Genomic DNA, 15,402 nt, shown 5'->3' with positions numbered 1-15,402 from the left:
CATAAAGGCGACTTGAAGATGATGATGGTATTAGATCACGTGGCAATCGCCGCAGAAGACTTGGCTAGCGCCGAGGCAGAATTGACCGCGGCCCATGGCCTGACCTTTCAAGGCGGCGGTCAGCATATGGATATGGGCACTCATAATCGCCTCATTGGGCTTGGGCCATCGGAATATTTGGAACTGATCACCCCGTGCCCAGACATTCCCGCACCTTCGCAACCGCGTTGGTTTGATTTGGATCGGTTCTCTGGCGCGCCGCGGGCGCGGTCTTGGGTCTGCGCAGTGACAGATTTGGACGCTGCTTTGGCGCAAATTCCCTTTCCTGTGGGCAAGGTCTGGAATTTGGGCCGTGGTGATCTGCGGTGGCGCATGACGATCCCTGAAGATGGGATTTTGCCGTTTGATGGCCTGTTCCCTGCGCTGATCGAATGGCAATCGGGCGGCCACCCTGCAACGCGCCTGAATGAGGTTGGGGTGCGGCTTGAGGCGCTCGCGCTAGAAACACCACAGGCAGAGGCGCTTCGGGCCGCGCTTGCGCCTCTTTTCGCGGATACCCGCCTGTCTATCGCGAAGGCGGACGCGCCTAAGATTTCCGTAACGCTTGCGACCGAAACTGGCACTGTGGTTCTTTAAATTGTAGTTCTCTCAACAATCGACACCTTCAAAATGACCCCAGAAATTTGTCCCGCCCGTGCCGCACATATTCCTTCGATCCTTGAGATTTGGAACCATGTGATCCGTGACACGGCCTATACGTTCACAAGCACGCTCAAGACGGTTGAAGATGTGGAGCATATCCTCACCGATCAATGCGCGCTTGTGATGGTCGAAGGGGCGCGGGTCATTGGGTTCGCGCGCTTTGGCCCGTTTCGCGGGGGGGATGGTTATAGGTTTATCGCAGAACATACGATCTTGATGGCCCCATCGGCGCGCGCACGCGGGCTCGGCCCCCGCCTCCTATCGGCGCTTGAGGACGAAGGGCGAAAGGCAGGCATCGCGCGTTTTGTGGCAGGTATTGGTGGCGAAAATGACATTGCGCAGAAATTTCATAAATCCATGGGATATACCGAAACGGGGCGGATGCCGCGCATGGGGTGGAAATTTGAACGCTGGCACGATCTGGTCTTGATGCAGAAAGATCTTTGAGTGGCGGCAAAAGCCCAAAAAACTCTGACAAGCCCTGCCAAACAAGCTATGGCTAGGCCCATGTCGATCTGGGCCAAAATAACGGATGCCATATCCGCCCTCGCCCGTGGTGAAAGCCTCTCGGTTCTGTTCGAGCGCCTGCGCCGTCCGCCCGAGCGCAGTGTGGCCTTTACCATCGCAGTCATCGCGCTTGGGGCAAAAATGGCCAAGGCGGATGGTCAAGTCACCCGTGATGAGGTCGCAGCCTTTCGGCAAGTGTTCCATATTCCTGCGGCCGATACTGCCGCCGCTGCGCGTGTTTTCAACCTAGCGCGCGAGGATGTAGCGGGATTTCAGGATTACGCGCGCCGCATCGCACGGATGTTCGAGCCCGCCGCACCAATTTTAGAGGATCTGCTTTCAGGTCTGTTTCATATCGCCCAAGCCGATGGTCACTATCACCCCGCTGAAGATGAATTTTTGGCGCGGGTGGCCGAGATTTTTGGCATTTCGCCTGCGCGGTTTTCGGCCCTGCGCGCAACATTCATCCCTGATGCGCCGCAAGACCCTTTTGCCATTTTGGGCATATCCCCTGAGGCCAGTGCAGAGGACATTCGCAGCCGCTATCGCACGCTTGTGCGGGAAAACCACCCAGACCAGATGCAGGCCCGTGGCGTGCCGCCCGAAGCGGTTAATCTTGCTGCTCATAAAATGGCGGCGATCAACCGCGCCTATGACGAGATTGTAAAATCCCAGACCCGACAGGGGGGATAGATGCGCCTCGCCAGCTACAATGTCGAATGGTTTGATGCGCTGTTTTCGGATGATGGCAGCTTGCTTGAAGATGGCACATGGTCATCGCGTTATAAAATCACCCGCGCGGATCAAGTGCGGGCCTTGGGGCGGGTTTTCATCGAGCTAGATGCCGATGCGGTGATGATCATCGAAGCCCCAGACACCAAGAAATCCCGCGACACAGTGCGTGCCCTTGAAAATTTTGCAGCCCGATTTGAGCTGCGCTGCCGTAAGGCTATCAAAGGGTTTGATAACGACACACAACAGCAAATTGCGCTTTTGTATGATCCTGATCAGATGGATGTGCGCCATGATCCCGTGGCAAGCGAGGCCGCGCCGCGGTTTGACGGAAAATTCCGAATTGATCTCGATATTGATGCGCGCGCCGATGTGATTGGCTTTTCCAAGCCGCCGCTTGAGGTCGCAGTAACAACCGCCAAAGGTGCAATGCGCATGATCGGTGTTCATGTGAAATCCAAAGCCCCGCATGGGGCCCGTAGCCCCGAGGAGGTGATGCGCCTCGCCATCGCCAATCGGCGCAAACAACTGGCCCAAGCGATTTGGTTGCGTGCCCGTGTTGATGACCATTTGGCCGCAGGTGATCCCTTGATTGTGATGGGCGATTTCAATGACGGGCCAGGTTTGGATGAATATGAAAAACTGTTTGGGCGCTCCTCGCTTGAGATTGTTTTGGGCTGCGATCTGCCGCGGGCGCAACAATTGTTTGATCCGCATGCCGCGCGCGCGTTGCAAAGCCTGACTGCGGCAACACAAACTAGCGCGCGGTTTTATATCCCAGAGGAAAAGCGCTATCTGTCTGCGCTGCTAGATTACATCATGGTTAGCCCCGATTTGCGCGCAAAACGGGGGCAGTGGCGCATTTGGCATCCGTTCGAGGATGCCGCCTGCTATGCGGATATTGATCTGCGCACGGCGCTGTTGGTGGCATCCGATCACTTCCCCGTTGTGGTTGATCTTGACCTTTAACTTGGCGCCCTGAGAGGAAATCTGCGCCTTAGGGGTTGAGGGCGCGGGGTTTGCACCGCATATCTTGGGAAAGATATTTCGCAGTTTATCAAAGGCAGTGCCATGACCCATCATACCGATCCCCGCCAATTCGATGCCCAGTCCGAGACAGGTGGCGGGGCATGGGCGGATTTGCCCGAATGGGATTTGAGCGACCTTTACCCATCGGTTGATGCGCCCGAACTCAAGCGCGACATGGAATTTCTGACCAAAGAATGCGCGGCATTTGCCACGGATTACGAGGGCAAATTGGCCAATCTCGATGCCAAGGCCATGCTGGATTGCGTGCTGCGCTATGAAAAGATCGACATGGTCGCGGGGCGCATCATGTCCTTTGCAGGTTTGCGCTATTACCAAAAAACCACCGATGCAGGCCGCGCGAAATTCATGTCCGATTGTCAGGACAAGATCACCAATGCGACCACCGCGCTGGTATTCTTTAGTCTTGAGTTTAACCGTTTGGACGAAGCCCATCTTGAGGCGTTGTTGGCTGCGAATGCCGAACTGGCGCGGTATCGCCCCGTCTTTGATCGGATGCGTGCGATGAAGCCCTATCAGCTGTCTGACGAGATGGAGAAGTTTCTGCATGACCAATCGGTCGTGGGGGCGGCTGCGTGGAACCGTCTTTTTGACGAAACGATCGCAGGCATGAGCTTTGAGGTGGATGGCGAAGTGATGGGGATTGAGGCCACGCTCAATTGCCTATCTGAGCAGAACCGCGCCAAGCGCGAGGAGGGTGCGCGCGCATTGGTAAAGGGGTTCGCTGCGCAATTGCCCCTCTTTGCGCGGGTGCATAACACTTTGGCCAAAGAAAAAGAGATCGAGGATCGGTGGCGCAAATTGCCCTCCGCGCAGGCGGCACGGCATTTGGCCAACCATGTCGAGCCCGAGGTGGTCGAGGCGCTGCGCAACGCGGTCGTGGCGGCCTATCCGCGCCTTTCGCACCGCTATTACGCGCTTAAGGCCAAATGGCTGGGCCTTGAGACCTTAGAGGTCTGGGATCGCAACGCGCCCCTGCCGATGGAGGATGAGCGCATCGTGCCATGGACCGAGGCGCGCCGTATTGTGACCGAGGCTTATTCGGCCTTTGATCCGCGCATGGCGGAATTGGCCGAGCCGTTTTTCACCGATGGTTGGATTGACGCGGCGGTGAAAGAGGGCAAAGCGCCTGGTGCCTTTGCGCATCCCACAGTGGCCGATGCCCACCCTTATGTGATGCTCAACTATCTTGGGAAACCGCGCGATGTGATGACCTTGGCGCATGAATTGGGCCACGGGGTGCATCAGCGTCTGGCGGCAGGGCAGGGCGAATTGTTGTCCTCCACGCCTTTGACCTTGGCGGAGACGGCAAGCGTTTTTGGCGAGATGCTGACCTTCCGCAGAATGTTGTCCGAGGCCAAGGATCAAGCTGCGCGCAAGGTCATGTTGGCGGGCAAGGTGGAGGACATGATCAACACAGTCGTGCGGCAAATTGCGTTTTATGATTTTGAATGCAAACTCCATGCGGCGCGGCGCGAGGGGGAGTTGACCCCTGACGATATCAACGCGCTTTGGATGAGCGTCCAGGCCGAAAGCCTTGGGCCTGTGTTTAACTTCATGGAAGGCTATGAAACCTTCTGGGCCTATATCCCGCATTTCGTGCATTCGCCCTTCTACGTATATGCCTATGCCTTTGGCGATGGGTTGGTGAACGCACTTTATGCGGCCTATGAGGAGGGCCAAGACGGGTTTGAGGAGAAGTATTTCGATATGCTGAAGGCAGGCGGATCAAAGCATCACAAAGAACTGCTTGCGCCCTTTGGGCTTGATGCCTCTGACCCTGCGTTTTGGGATAAGGGCCTGTCGATGATTGAAAGCATGATTGATGAGCTAGAGGCGATGGAATAACCCCGCGCCACCACAGCCAAAGAAAAAGAGGCCGCGCGGATGCGTGGCCCCTTTTTTCTTACCCCGCCTTGGCGCGGATTGCGTCAATCGTTTCTTGGGTTTCTACCGCATCTTCCAGTCGCCATTTGAGCGCGGCACCATCCAAAATGGCGGCATTCAGATTTTCCACCTGCAACACATATTGATTGACCTTGGGGAAGCGGATTTCGCGGCGCTCCATCCCTGTTTCAATCACGAGGCGGGCTTGGTCGAACACGCCCGCATTATAGGGGGTTGGGACGCGCAAAACCCCATCGCTGCCGTGGAAGGTGACCTCTTGGAACGGGTGCATCCGCATTGAGGTGAGCCATTGCGCATCAAACCCGTCAAAGCCTGCACGCGCCTCTGCGGTAACTTCACAATCGCCCTCATATTCGATTTTCGCGTCATAAATCTCGCGTAAGGTTCCACCTGTTGCAAAACGGGTCGAGCCGATGGTGTAAACCCCGATATCGGGCAATGATCCGCCACCCATGGCCGCCTTATTGCGGATGTTCTGGGTATCGGCCGCATTGTTATAGGTAAAGGCCGCACGCACGCGCTGCAGCTGCCCCAATTGGCCCGATGCAATAATCTCTCGGGCCATTTGCCATTGCGGGTGATGCACGATCATAAAGGCCTCGCTTGCAACCAGACCTGATTTATCTCGGGCTTCGATCAAAGGTTGGATTTCGGGCGCGGTCATTGCGGTTGGTTTTTCAACCAAAACATGCTTGCCCGCTTGGAGGGCTTTGATCCCCCATTCAACATGCATCGTATGGGGCAGCGGAATATAGACCGCATCAATCATCGGATCCGCCAAGAGCGCGTCATAGCTGTCATGCACGTTCAGGTCAGGGGCGATCCGAGTGAAGGGCGCGGCCTTGCCGACATCGCGCGTGGCGATTCCCGCCAAACGCCCACGCCCCGCCAGATGCAGCGCAGGTGCCATCTCGTTTAGTGCAAAATTGGATGCGCCCAAAATGCCCCAATTGACGTAATGTTCCATTCTGTCCCTCCCTTATATGCCGAAACCCTAGCGCCAAGCTGTAGCGCATGCAAAGTGCAATCATTTGATTTAGCGCAAAGACCGCTGCCTGTCTGGGGATTTAGATGGGGCGTGACTGTAATGGTAAAAGGACGCGAACCGATGTCGAACACCCCGCATGAACTGGCCGAAGATTTTCCACAGGATGCTGAGAAAATCCATGAGCTGAAAACCCAAAACGCGCATTTTGCAAAACTGGCGGCTGATTATCACGAGGTGAACCGCGCCGTGCATCGTGCCGAGACAGGTGTTGAGCCATTGGAAGAATTGGCTGAAATGGCGCTGCGCAAGGAGCGGATGCGTCTCAAAGACGAAATCGCCGCCATGTTGGCGGCGGCGTAATCGCAGACTGAAAATTTGGGGGCGGGCCTGATTGGCCCCCCGCCTTAACCCTCAGCAGTGCCTTCGACCTGCGCCTGAAACCGTTCAAAGAATTGATCAGCCATTTTAGTGGCAAAGCTATCAATCAAGCGCGAGCCAAGTTGTGCGATTTTACCGCCAACTTTGGCCTCAACCTCATAGGTCAGTTCCGTGCCACCGCCCTCGGCATCGGATAAGGCCACTTTCGCGCCCCCTTTGGCAAAGCCCGCGACACCGCCTTTGCCTTCGCCTGTGATCGTGTAGCTTTCAAGCGGAACGATATCGGACAGCGTGACCTCGCCCTTAAAGGTTGCTGAAACAGGCCCAACCTTCTGTTTGACTGTAGCGGCGAAGCCTTCCTCAGGGTTGCCTGTCAATTCCTCGCATCCTGGGATGCACGCCTTGAGCACCTCGGCGGAATTCAGCGCCGCCCAAACGGTTGCGCGGTCTGCGTTTAAAATACGAGAGGCTGCTAATTCCATGGATGTCATCTCCGTCACTATGTTGCGAAAACCCTATATCCTAGGGTAGTCAGCCGTCAATTCTGCATGGTCTAAGTTTCGAGGCGATAGGGCAGTGTGCCGCGTTCATGCGGATCAACGCGCAGTTTTCCTTCGAGAGGCGGCACAGAGCGTTGGTGACAATTTTGCCGTTCGCAAATGCGGCAGGAAATCCCGATGGGCTGATAGGCCCCATCATCGTCCAACGGCATGCCATCGGCATAGATCAATTCCTTGGCATGTTTCACCTCGCAGCCCAAAGAGATCGCAAAGCGGCGCAGCGGTGCGCCCCATGCCCCGCCTGATTTCGAAACATCCCGCGCCAAAATGAAATAGCGCACCCCGTCAGGCGTTTCGGCTAATTGGCGCAAGAATTGGGTCGGTGTTTCAAAAGCCTGATGGACATTCCACAAAGGGCAAGCCCCGCCAAAGCGCGCGAATTGAAAGCGTGTCGCAGAATGGCGCTTGGTGATCGTGCCTGCTTGATCGACACGGGTAAAGAAAAACGGCACCCCTTTGGCCCCTGGTCTTTGTAGGGTGGCCAGACGATGGGCAACTTGTTCAATTGAAGCGCCAAACTGGATCGACAGGCGTTCTAGATCATGGCGGGTGGTGCGCGCGGCCTCGGCAAAACGGGTATAGGGCATTAACACAGCGCCCGCGAAATAATTGGCCATGCCGACTTGGGCAATGGCGCGGGCTGTCTCCGATTGGAACCGCGCGAAATCAAGCGTTGCGTCCAACAACTGCGCCTGCCCCAAAAGCGCGTATTGATGCAGCAATTGAAAGCGCTGTGTTTCGGGCGCGGCGCGTGGCGACAGCGTTAAAACGCGCGTTTCGATGTCATAACGGCGCAATCCCTGATCTGTCGCGCGCCGAATTGTGACGCCTTGTGCGGCCAACATGGCCTCGGTATGCGCGGCCAAGTCCCCTTGCGCTTTCGCGGCAAAACGTTCGGCGGCATGATCCACGGCATCAATGTAATTGTCGCAATAATGGAAGAAATCCCGCACCTCCTCCCAAGGTGAGGGGGCAGCGCCGCTGCCATCGCGGCCCAATGCCTCATCCAAGGAGGCGAGGCGCTCTTGCGCCTGACGATAGGCGCGATGCAGGGAGAGGAAACTACGGGCAAGCGCGGGCGCGTTCGAGGCGGCCAGCCTCAGATCGGTCAGCGCGGGTTGGCCATCCGTGAAAACGGGGTCTGCCAAGGCCTCGCGCATATCAGAGATCAGGCGTTCCGCATCGCCCGAGGTCAGTTCAGTCACATCAAAACCAAATTCCTGCGCCAAGGCCAAAACAACCACAGTCGAGAGCGGGCGGTTGTTGTTCTCCATTTGGTTCAGGTAGGGCAAGGAAATGCCAAGCTTGGCCGCGAAGTCCTTCTGCGTCAGCTCAAGCCTTTGACGCAATTCGCGCAATTTCGCGCCAACATAGAGCTTGCGTGTGTCTTGGCCATTCGCGCGCATGGATTTGCCCCTTGGTTGGCTTTGCAAACCCCATTTTGCCAATTTGCAAGATTGCGCGCAAGCCTCACGCGCGGGCACGGATCCCCTGATAGGCGAGGGCGGCGATCCCGCCAACAGCGGCAAGGCTTAGCGATGGATCACTTTGCCATTGCGAGACAATCACGCCAACCAAGGCCCAGATCACGGCAATCGGATAAGTGATGACCCTGAGCCGCGTGGTCAAGGCGGAGGCGGTGGCAAGCGCCCCCAAAAGACCCGCCCAACCTGCAATCTCGCGGGGCATTATGCCAAAGCCCGTTAAGGTTGTTGCAAGCGCCACAAACCCCGCAGCCGAGAGCCACCCCGCGTATAGGCCCAAAGGCGCCCGCGCCCATGAGGTTGGGCTTATTGGTGCGCGCAAACAGGCCAGAACGGCGGTGATCAGCATGACGAAGATAAGGATCGTTGCCCAAATCGGACTGCGCAGCGCCACCTCAATCCAGATTGCGCCAATGCCTGCGCTGACGATCAGGGGCCAGCGCATGGCATCCCAGTTTGGAGTGTTGGCATGGTGCCACAACCCATAGCCCGCGCTTGCAATCAGCCATAGGTAAATGACCCCCCAAATCGCGAAAGCATAGCCCGCAGGTTGCACAGGGGGGGTGCTGACATCATAGGGCAGGGTTGTAGGGTCAAATCCTGTGAAAGGCGCGGTTAAAAGCGGCGCGCCTGCAAAGGCCAAAACCAAGACAAGCGTGACAGCGGCACGCAATGTTGTGGGGTTTAGGCCAGAGTTAGCCAAGCGTGCCATCCGCCAAAAGCCGTGTTTTGCCGCCCAAATAGGGGTGCAGCACCGCAGGCAGGGTGACGGAGCCATCTGCCTCTTGCCCATTTTCAAGCACTGCGATCAAACAACGCCCGACCGCAAGGCCAGAGCCGTTTAGGGTATGCACAAATTCAGGCTTGCCGCCGCCTGATGGGCGGAAGCGCGCATTCATGCGGCGTGCTTGGAAATCTCCGCAGCTTGAGACTGACGAAATCTCGCGATAGCAATCCTGACCCGGAAGCCATGCTTCGATGTCATAGGTGCGCACCGCGCCAAAGCCCATATCGCCCGTGCAGAGCGTGACAGTGCGATAGGGGATATTGAGCGTCTCTAAAATGCCCTCAGCACAGCGCAACATCCGCTTTTGTTCATCATCCGAGTGATCGGGATGCGTGATCGAAACCATTTCAACTTTTTCGAACTGGTGCTGACGCAGCATCCCCGCAGTATCGCGCCCTGCGCTGCCTGCCTCAGACCGAAAGCACAGAGAATGTGCAGTATAGCGCATTGGCAATGCGGCCTCCTCCACAATTTCGCCTGAGACGATATTGGTCAGCGTCACTTCGGAGGTTGGGATCATCCACCAACCATTGGTGGTTTCATAACTGTCTTCGCCGAATTTCGGCAATTGGCCCGTGCCGAACATTGTTTCAGGGCGCACAAGGACAGGGCCGTTCATTTCAGTCAGGCCGTTTTGATCGACATGGGTGTCGAGCATGAATTGCGCCAAGGCGCGGTGGATCCGTGCCACAGCACCCCCAAGCATCACAAAGCGCGAGCCTGACAGTTTTGCGGCTGTCTCAAAATCCATGCTTGGCGCAACAGAGGCCAATTCAAAATGCTCTACAGGTTTGAAATCAAAGCTGCGCGGGGTGCCCCATTTGTGCAATTCCACATTGTCAGTCTCATCCGCCCCATCTGGCACATCAGCGGCGGGCGCATTGGGGATCGTGGCCAGCATATCGCGCAAAGCTGCATCACGGGTCTTGGCCTCATCCTCGAGGCGGGCAATCTCGTCTTTCTTTTCTGCAACAAGGGCGCGCAGGCGCTCGAATTCAGCGTCATCACCGCGGGCCTTGGCCGCCCCCACATCTTTTGATGCGGCATTGCGTTCGGCCTGCGCCGCCTCGGATGCCGTGATGCAGGCGCGCCGTGCCTCGTCCAACGCCAGAATTTCCGCAGATAGTGGGGCGAGACTGCGGCGCGCAAGGTTTGCATCAAATTGTGAGGGGTTTTCACGAATGGCGCGAATGTCATGCATTGGATTTGCCTTTATCTCAGAACGGGGCGCAGGTTCCCTTTTGGGCGGTATGCAATATTGCGCGGCGCGGGGAAAGGGGGTGTTACAATTCTTGGCGCCTCAGGGGCTGACAGCGCCGCATCTTATACCCATATAGGGCGCGATGGCAGGATTGCCGCAGGGCGCAGTTGCGGTATTGGCCTGCCTTGCGCTTCGGGCGGGGGGAAAGTAACGTGCCGCCAAATTGACGGGGCTTGGATTAACATGCACCCAAGTCCGCCAACCATCTGCCCGATCTTGGGTGAATTTGATCAAGCCTCCGCCGCTGCGGGCGCGAATATAAGGATAGACCGACCATGGAAGCATTTGCACAATTCGTGCCGCTGATTTTGATCTTCGCGATCATGTATCTGCTTTTGATCCGTCCCCAGCAGAAAAAAGCCAAAGAGCATCAGGCGATGGTTGCTGCGCTGCGCCGCGGCGATCAGGTTGTCACCGCAGGCGGCATCATGGGCAAGGTCAGCAAAGTTAAGGATGAGCGCGAGGTCGAGCTTGAGATTGCAACGGGTGTAAATGTCCGCGTTGTGCGCAACACCATCACGCAGGTTGTTTCAAAAACAGAACCCGCGAAAGAATAATTTTCGACTGACCAAGCCCTGCCATTTGGCGGGGCTTTGTGTGAGAAAAGGCTAAGATATGCTCGATATCCCGCTATGGAAACGCATCCTGATTTGGGGCGTGGTTCTGGTTGCACTGGCTTTGGCCGTTCCAAATTTGGCCTATGATCGGGTCGAGCGTCACAATGATGCCCTTGCTGCCCTCGAAGGTGGCGCGCCCTCTACGCCTGAACTGGAAGCGGATTTGGCGCTTTGGCCGTCTGTTCTGCCCTCAAGCCTAGTTAATCTTGGGCTTGATTTGCGCGGTGGCGCGCATCTTTTGGCTGAGGTGCGGGTTGAGGATGTCTATACCGCACGTATGGATGCGCTTTGGCCCGAGTTGCGGGATGCCTTGCGCGATGCCCGCGATGAGGTCGGCCCCATTCGCCGCACCGATGCCCCCGCAGGCGAATTGCGGGTGCAATTGGGTGAGGCTTCGGGCATGGCCCGCGCGGTGGAATTGGCCCGCGGTTTGGGTGGCCCTGTTGTCAGCCTAACAGGTGTAGGATCAGCCAGCCTTGAGGCGCGCGGCGAGGGCGATGTGCTGATCGTCTCGCTTTCTGAGGCGGAGAAGATCGCAACCGATGATCGCACCATGCAGCAATCTGTGGAAATTGTGCGCCGCCGTGTGGATGAGGCAGGCACCCGTGAGCCGACCATCCAACGCCAAGGCGAAAACCGGATTTTGATCCAAGTTCCCGGTGTAGGCTCTGCACAAGAGTTGAAAGACCTGATTGGCACCACGGCACGCCTGACCTTTAACCCTGTCATCACCCGCACCAGCGACCCTGAGGCCCGTGTGGACGCGCGGCAACTGCTGCTGCCCTCGATGGATGAAGAAGGCGCGTATTATATTCTAGAAGAAACCCCCGTGGTGACGGGTGATGATCTCGTGGACAGCCAACCTGGTTTTGACGCGCAAAATGGCCAGCCCAATGTCAGCTTCCGCTTTAACCCGCATGGCGCGCGCCTCTTTGGCGAATATACATCTGCTAATGTCGGTGCGCCATTTGCCATTGTTCTGGACAATGAGGTTATTTCAGCGCCCACAATCCGTCAGGCGATCACGGGCGGCTCTGGTCAGATTACAGGAAGTTTCACAGTCGAAAGTTCGACCCAATTGGCGGTTCTTCTGCGCGCAGGGGCCTTGCCCGCTGAGATGACCTTCCTTGAGGAACGCACCATTGGCCCTGAATTGGGGGCTGATAGTATCGCAGCGGGTCGGATTGCCGCGATTGTGGCCTTTCTGGCGGTGCTGCTGTTCATGCAGGCGAGCTATGGCCTTTTCGGCCTTTTCGCCAATATCGCGCTGCTGATGAACGTGGCGATGATCTTTGGTATCCTAAGCCTTGTGGGGGCAACCCTGACATTGCCGGGGATTGCGGGGATCGTCCTGACGATTGGTATGGCGGTTGATGCCAATGTGTTGGTCTTTGAACGGATCCGTGAAGAATTGAAAACTGCACGCGGCCCCGCCCGCGCGATTGAACTAGGCTATGATCGTGCGATGTCAGCGATTGTGGATGCCAATATCACAACCTTCCTAATCGCGGTGATCCTGTTCACCCTTGGCTCTGGCCCTGTCAAAGGCTTTGCCGTCACCTTGGCCATTGGGATCATCACATCTGTTTTCACTGCGCTTTATGTGACGCGGGTCATGGTCGTGACATGGTTCGAACGCGCCCGCCCCAAAAAGATCGAGGTCTGATATGAAACGTCTGAGACTGGTTCCAGAAGTCACCAATATCGACTTCTTCCGTCATGCCCGTATCACCTTTGGGGCCTCTGTGGTGGCGGTGTTTCTGTCCATTGGGGTTTGGTTCGCGCTTGGTCTGAATTTCGGGATTGATTTTTTGGGTGGCACGACCATCCGTGCCGAAAGCTCGACCCCTGTCGATGTTGGGGCCTATCGTGAAGCCCTCAGCCCGCTGGGCCTTGGCGATATCGCGATTTCCGAAGTGTTCGACCCAAGCTTTGGCGAAAACCGCCATGTGGCCATGATCCGAATTCAAGCACAGGCGGGTGAAGAGTCTGTTACGCCCGAGATGATCGCGGCGGTTGAAGCCGCATTGCAAACCATCGCGGCGGATATGACCTTCCCATCGGTAGAATCCGTTGGCCCCAAAGTCTCGGGTGAATTGATCACCACAGCCCTCATTGCGGTGGGCGCGTCCCTTGCGGCGATTTTGATTTATATTTGGCTGCGATTTGAGTGGCAATTTTCGGTCGGTGCAATTGCGGCGCTGGTGCATGACGTTCTGCTGACCATTGGCCTCTTTTCCCTTCTCCAAATCCGTTTCGATCTGGCGACCATTGCCGCGATTCTGACGATCATCGGTTATTCGATCAACGATACGGTGGTGATTTTTGACCGCCTGCGCGAGAATCTGATCAAATACAAAAAGCGCGATTTGCAGGATGTGATGAACCTATCGGCCAATGAAACACTCAGCCGCACCTTGATGACATCTGGCACCACCCTTTTGGCGCTTTTGGCGCTGCTTGTTCTGGGGGGGGATGTGATCCGCAGCTTCGTCTTTGCGATTTTCTGGGGTGTCATCGTTGGCACCTATTCCTCGATCTATGTTGCAAAGAACGTGGTGTTGATGATTGGCGTAAAGCGCGATTGGACAAAACCAGACCAGAAGGCAGGCACGACCTTCGCGGAAAAAACCTAATCCGAAGGGGGGCGTATGTCCGATGGAACTTAACGAGGTGCGCTATAATGGCGGCATGCCGATTGATGGATATGGCGCAGGCTTTTTCCGCATTGACGGGGCGGTCTATCACGGCGCTCAGCTGATCTTGCCCAATGGGCGGCAGGATTGGGGCGGCTATGATGATCCCGCGCCCCTGCTTGCAGCGGCGGGTTTAATTGATGTTTTGCTGATTGGCACAGGGGCAGAGATTGCGCATATTCCCGCCAAACTACGCGCGGCACTTGAAGGCGCGGGATTGGGTGTCGAAGTGATGGGCAGCCCCTCAGCCGCGCGCAGCTATAATGTGCTGCTTGGCGAGGGGCGGCGCATCGGTGCGGCCCTGCTCCCTGTTTAGGCAACCTGCCGAAACACGGCGTTCAATGCGCTGTTCAGCTTGTCGCACATTTCATCCATTTGCTCATTGGTCAGATTGAACGGCGGACACAGAACCACGGACTGTCCCAAGGGGCGGCAAATCAAGCCGTGATCCGTGCAGGTGTTGGCGATGCGCTCACTGACCGATAAATCCGAGGCAAAGGGGGTTTTTGTGGCGCGATCCTGCACCGCCTCAAGCGCCCACATATAGCCGATCCCGCGCAACTCGCCGATATTTGGGTGCTTCGCGATCTCGCGAAGACCTGCCTCCATGCGGGGTGCGCCGATCTTTACCATATCGGCCAATCCCTCGTTCAGAACCACATCGATTGCCTTAAGCGCAACAGCGCAGCCCACAGGATGGCCTGAGGCGGTGAAGCCGTGCGGAAATTCCTCGACCGGGTCGATGGTGGCTTGCAGTCGCGCGGATAATTCTGGCCCTAAAATCACCGCGCCCATCGGGAAATAGCCTGCGGTCAGCACCTTGGAGGAGATAATCGCATCAGGCACAAACTGATAAGTGTCGCATCCCCATATGTTGCCCGTGCGACCAAAGCCGCAGATCACCTCATCTGCGATGAGAGGGATGTTATGCTTGCGCAAGATCTGTTGCACGATCTGGAAATAGCCTGCTGAGGGGGGGATCACGCCGCCTGCACCCATGACGGGTTCTGCGAAAAACCCCGCGATTGTGTCGGCGCCTTCGCGCGCGATGACCTCCTCCAATTCTGCGCCAAGGCGGGCGCTGAATTCTGCCTCGGTTTCATCTGCGCGCCCTTCACGCCAGTAATGCGGACAAGTCAGGTGGATGAACCCCTCCATCGGAAGACCAAAGAGGCTGTTGTAGGGTTTGCCTGTCATCGAGGCTGAAACCGCGGTGACGCCATGATAGGCATTCTTGCGGGTCAGAATCTTGCGCCCCTGTGGCCGCCCCTCGGCCTGTGTCATGAACCATAGCATCTTGACCATGGTGTCATTCGCCTCAGACCCAGAATTGGTGTAAAACACCTTGCCGCTGTCAAAGGGGGATACCTCAATCAGACGTTCCGAGAGGGCAACAGTCTGATCTGACATCCGCCCGAAAAAGGCGTGATAGCCAGGAAAGCGGTCATATTGCGCCTTGGCGGCTTCGGCCAAACCTTTGTGATCAAACCCCGCCACCATATTCCACAGGCCAGAGTTCGCGTCCAAATAGCGTTTGCCGTTTGTGTCGAACACATAAGGTCCCTCGCCATGGGTTAAAACGACAGTGCCTCGATCCCGAACGGATGGCAGATCGGTAAAGCCATAAAGACTATATTCTTCAGCGCGGGCTTCCCATGAATTGAGCGGGCTATGATCATGCGCGGGCATCTGGTCACTCCTTCAAGCGTGTCTGTGCAGAGGCTAGCGCCGCATC

17 protein-coding genes are annotated in these 15,402 nt (G+C 56.7%); 10 read left to right on the top strand and 7 right to left on the bottom strand.

The annotated features are described in order from the left end of the window. Positions 1-18 precede the first annotated feature (18 nt). From AAC620_RS08780 to AAC620_RS08760, 5 genes are all read left to right on the top strand, one after another. Positions 19-636 (top strand): VOC family protein, encoded by a 618-nt coding sequence (locus tag AAC620_RS08780; protein ID WP_340244350.1) that lies wholly within the window; start codon positions 19-21, stop codon positions 634-636. Between the two features lie 33 nt (positions 637-669). Next, a complete protein-coding gene (locus AAC620_RS08775; protein ID WP_317655539.1) occupies positions 670-1,149 on the top strand; it encodes a GNAT family N-acetyltransferase in 480 nt (159 codons plus the stop codon). A gap of 60 nt (positions 1,150-1,209) precedes the next feature. Further along, complete coding sequence (locus AAC620_RS08770) at positions 1,210-1,902, top strand: molecular chaperone DjiA (RefSeq protein WP_340244348.1); 693 nt, start codon at positions 1,210-1,212, stop codon at positions 1,900-1,902. Beyond that, positions 1,903-2,910, top strand: coding sequence for an endonuclease/exonuclease/phosphatase family protein (locus AAC620_RS08765; RefSeq protein WP_340244346.1), 1,008 nt, complete (start codon positions 1,903-1,905; stop codon positions 2,908-2,910). Positions 2,911-3,012: 102 nt separating this feature from the next. Then, entirely contained in the window at positions 3,013-4,836 is a 1,824-nt protein-coding gene (locus AAC620_RS08760; protein WP_340244344.1) for a M3 family oligoendopeptidase, read from the top strand. A gap of 58 nt (positions 4,837-4,894) precedes the next feature. Here the strand turns inward: AAC620_RS08760 and AAC620_RS08755 are convergent, their stop codons facing one another. Then, positions 4,895-5,863 carry a Gfo/Idh/MocA family protein gene (locus tag AAC620_RS08755; RefSeq protein ID WP_340244343.1) on the bottom strand — a complete coding sequence of 323 codons (969 nt, stop codon included), beginning with the start codon at positions 5,861-5,863 and terminating at the stop codon, positions 4,895-4,897. A gap of 141 nt (positions 5,864-6,004) precedes the next feature. Between AAC620_RS08755 and AAC620_RS08750 the strand changes: the two genes are divergently transcribed. Further along, entirely contained in the window at positions 6,005-6,244 is a 240-nt protein-coding gene (locus tag AAC620_RS08750) for a YdcH family protein (RefSeq protein WP_317655531.1), read from the top strand. 44 nt (positions 6,245-6,288) lie between these two features. Here the strand turns inward: AAC620_RS08750 and AAC620_RS08745 are convergent, their stop codons facing one another. The 5 genes from AAC620_RS08745 to AAC620_RS08725 form a co-directional block, all read right to left on the bottom strand. Further along, positions 6,289-6,744, bottom strand: a complete 456-nt coding sequence (locus tag AAC620_RS08745; protein WP_340244341.1) for a CoxG family protein — start codon at positions 6,742-6,744, stop codon at positions 6,289-6,291. A 71-nt stretch (positions 6,745-6,815) separates the two neighbouring features. Beyond that, a complete protein-coding gene (locus AAC620_RS08740) occupies positions 6,816-8,228 on the bottom strand; it encodes a helix-turn-helix domain-containing protein (RefSeq protein WP_340244339.1) in 1,413 nt (470 codons plus the stop codon). Positions 8,229-8,292: 64 nt separating this feature from the next. Further along, positions 8,293-9,018: a hypothetical protein gene (locus AAC620_RS08735; protein WP_340244337.1), complete on the bottom strand. Its 726-nt coding sequence runs from the start codon at positions 9,016-9,018 to the stop codon at positions 8,293-8,295. Next, entirely contained in the window at positions 9,002-10,294 is a 1,293-nt protein-coding gene (gene serS, locus AAC620_RS08730) for a serine--tRNA ligase (protein ID WP_340244335.1), read from the bottom strand. The genes AAC620_RS08735 and serS overlap by 17 nt, the downstream gene beginning before the upstream one ends. 99 nt (positions 10,295-10,393) lie before the next feature. Then, on the bottom strand, positions 10,394-10,639 hold the full coding sequence (locus AAC620_RS08725; RefSeq protein ID WP_340244333.1) for a hypothetical protein: 246 nt from the start codon (positions 10,637-10,639) through the stop codon (positions 10,394-10,396). On the opposite strand from AAC620_RS08725, the gene yajC reads away from it, so the two are divergent. Genes yajC through AAC620_RS08705 form a run of 4 tightly spaced genes read left to right on the top strand, consistent with a single transcriptional unit; the run spans position 10,630 to position 13,983 of the window. Beyond that, a complete protein-coding gene (gene yajC, locus AAC620_RS08720; RefSeq protein WP_317655526.1) occupies positions 10,630-10,911 on the top strand; it encodes a preprotein translocase subunit YajC in 282 nt (93 codons plus the stop codon). The two genes, AAC620_RS08725 and yajC, sit on opposite strands and share 10 nt — an antisense overlap. A gap of 58 nt (positions 10,912-10,969) precedes the next feature. After that, on the top strand, positions 10,970-12,637 hold the full coding sequence (secD, locus tag AAC620_RS08715) for a protein translocase subunit SecD (protein ID WP_340244331.1): 1,668 nt from the start codon (positions 10,970-10,972) through the stop codon (positions 12,635-12,637). A 1-nt stretch (position 12,638) separates the two neighbouring features. Beyond that, the gene (secF, locus tag AAC620_RS08710) at positions 12,639-13,607 is read left to right on the top strand and encodes a protein translocase subunit SecF (protein ID WP_340244330.1); all 969 of its coding nucleotides are present in this window, start codon (positions 12,639-12,641) and stop codon (positions 13,605-13,607) included. A gap of 22 nt (positions 13,608-13,629) precedes the next feature. Next, a complete protein-coding gene (locus AAC620_RS08705) occupies positions 13,630-13,983 on the top strand; it encodes an Mth938-like domain-containing protein (protein WP_317655523.1) in 354 nt (117 codons plus the stop codon). Here the strand turns inward: AAC620_RS08705 and AAC620_RS08700 are convergent. Next, a complete protein-coding gene (locus tag AAC620_RS08700) occupies positions 13,980-15,356 on the bottom strand; it encodes an aminotransferase (RefSeq protein ID WP_340244328.1) in 1,377 nt (458 codons plus the stop codon). The two genes, AAC620_RS08705 and AAC620_RS08700, sit on opposite strands and share 4 nt — an antisense overlap. Positions 15,357-15,402 lie beyond the last annotated feature (46 nt).

It is taken from the genome of Roseobacter sp. HKCCA2468, assembly GCF_037805105.1.
In the GTDB taxonomy this organism is placed as follows: Bacteria; Pseudomonadota; Alphaproteobacteria; order Rhodobacterales; family Rhodobacteraceae; genus M30B80.
This window is presented reverse-complemented; position numbering and strand designations above follow the sequence as displayed.

What these genes read in the sequence shown, in the direction of transcription:
- AAC620_RS08780 (WP_340244350.1), top strand. Translation starts at nt 19, where the DNA reads ATGATGATGGTATTAGATCACGTGGCAATCGCCGCAGAAGACTTGGCT.
- AAC620_RS08775 (WP_317655539.1), top strand. Translation starts at nt 670, where the DNA reads ATGACCCCAGAAATTTGTCCCGCCCGTGCCGCACATATTCCTTCGATC.
- AAC620_RS08770 (WP_340244348.1), top strand. Translation starts at nt 1,210, where the DNA reads ATGTCGATCTGGGCCAAAATAACGGATGCCATATCCGCCCTCGCCCGT.
- AAC620_RS08765 (WP_340244346.1), top strand. Translation starts at nt 1,903, where the DNA reads ATGCGCCTCGCCAGCTACAATGTCGAATGGTTTGATGCGCTGTTTTCG.
- AAC620_RS08760 (WP_340244344.1), top strand. Translation starts at nt 3,013, where the DNA reads ATGACCCATCATACCGATCCCCGCCAATTCGATGCCCAGTCCGAGACA.
- AAC620_RS08755 (WP_340244343.1), bottom strand. Translation starts at nt 5,863, where the DNA reads ATGGAACATTACGTCAATTGGGGCATTTTGGGCGCATCCAATTTTGCA.
- AAC620_RS08750 (WP_317655531.1), top strand. Translation starts at nt 6,005, where the DNA reads ATGTCGAACACCCCGCATGAACTGGCCGAAGATTTTCCACAGGATGCT.
- AAC620_RS08745 (WP_340244341.1), bottom strand. Translation starts at nt 6,744, where the DNA reads ATGGAATTAGCAGCCTCTCGTATTTTAAACGCAGACCGCGCAACCGTT.
- AAC620_RS08740 (WP_340244339.1), bottom strand. Translation starts at nt 8,228, where the DNA reads ATGCGCGCGAATGGCCAAGACACACGCAAGCTCTATGTTGGCGCGAAA.
- AAC620_RS08735 (WP_340244337.1), bottom strand. Translation starts at nt 9,018, where the DNA reads ATGGCACGCTTGGCTAACTCTGGCCTAAACCCCACAACATTGCGTGCC.
- serS (WP_340244335.1), bottom strand. Translation starts at nt 10,294, where the DNA reads ATGCATGACATTCGCGCCATTCGTGAAAACCCCTCACAATTTGATGCA.
- yajC (WP_317655526.1), top strand. Translation starts at nt 10,630, where the DNA reads ATGGAAGCATTTGCACAATTCGTGCCGCTGATTTTGATCTTCGCGATC.
- AAC620_RS08725 (WP_340244333.1), bottom strand. Translation starts at nt 10,639, where the DNA reads ATGCTTCCATGGTCGGTCTATCCTTATATTCGCGCCCGCAGCGGCGGA.
- secD (WP_340244331.1), top strand. Translation starts at nt 10,970, where the DNA reads ATGCTCGATATCCCGCTATGGAAACGCATCCTGATTTGGGGCGTGGTT.
- secF (WP_340244330.1), top strand. Translation starts at nt 12,639, where the DNA reads ATGAAACGTCTGAGACTGGTTCCAGAAGTCACCAATATCGACTTCTTC.
- AAC620_RS08705 (WP_317655523.1), top strand. Translation starts at nt 13,630, where the DNA reads ATGGAACTTAACGAGGTGCGCTATAATGGCGGCATGCCGATTGATGGA.
- AAC620_RS08700 (WP_340244328.1), bottom strand. Translation starts at nt 15,356, where the DNA reads ATGCCCGCGCATGATCATAGCCCGCTCAATTCATGGGAAGCCCGCGCT.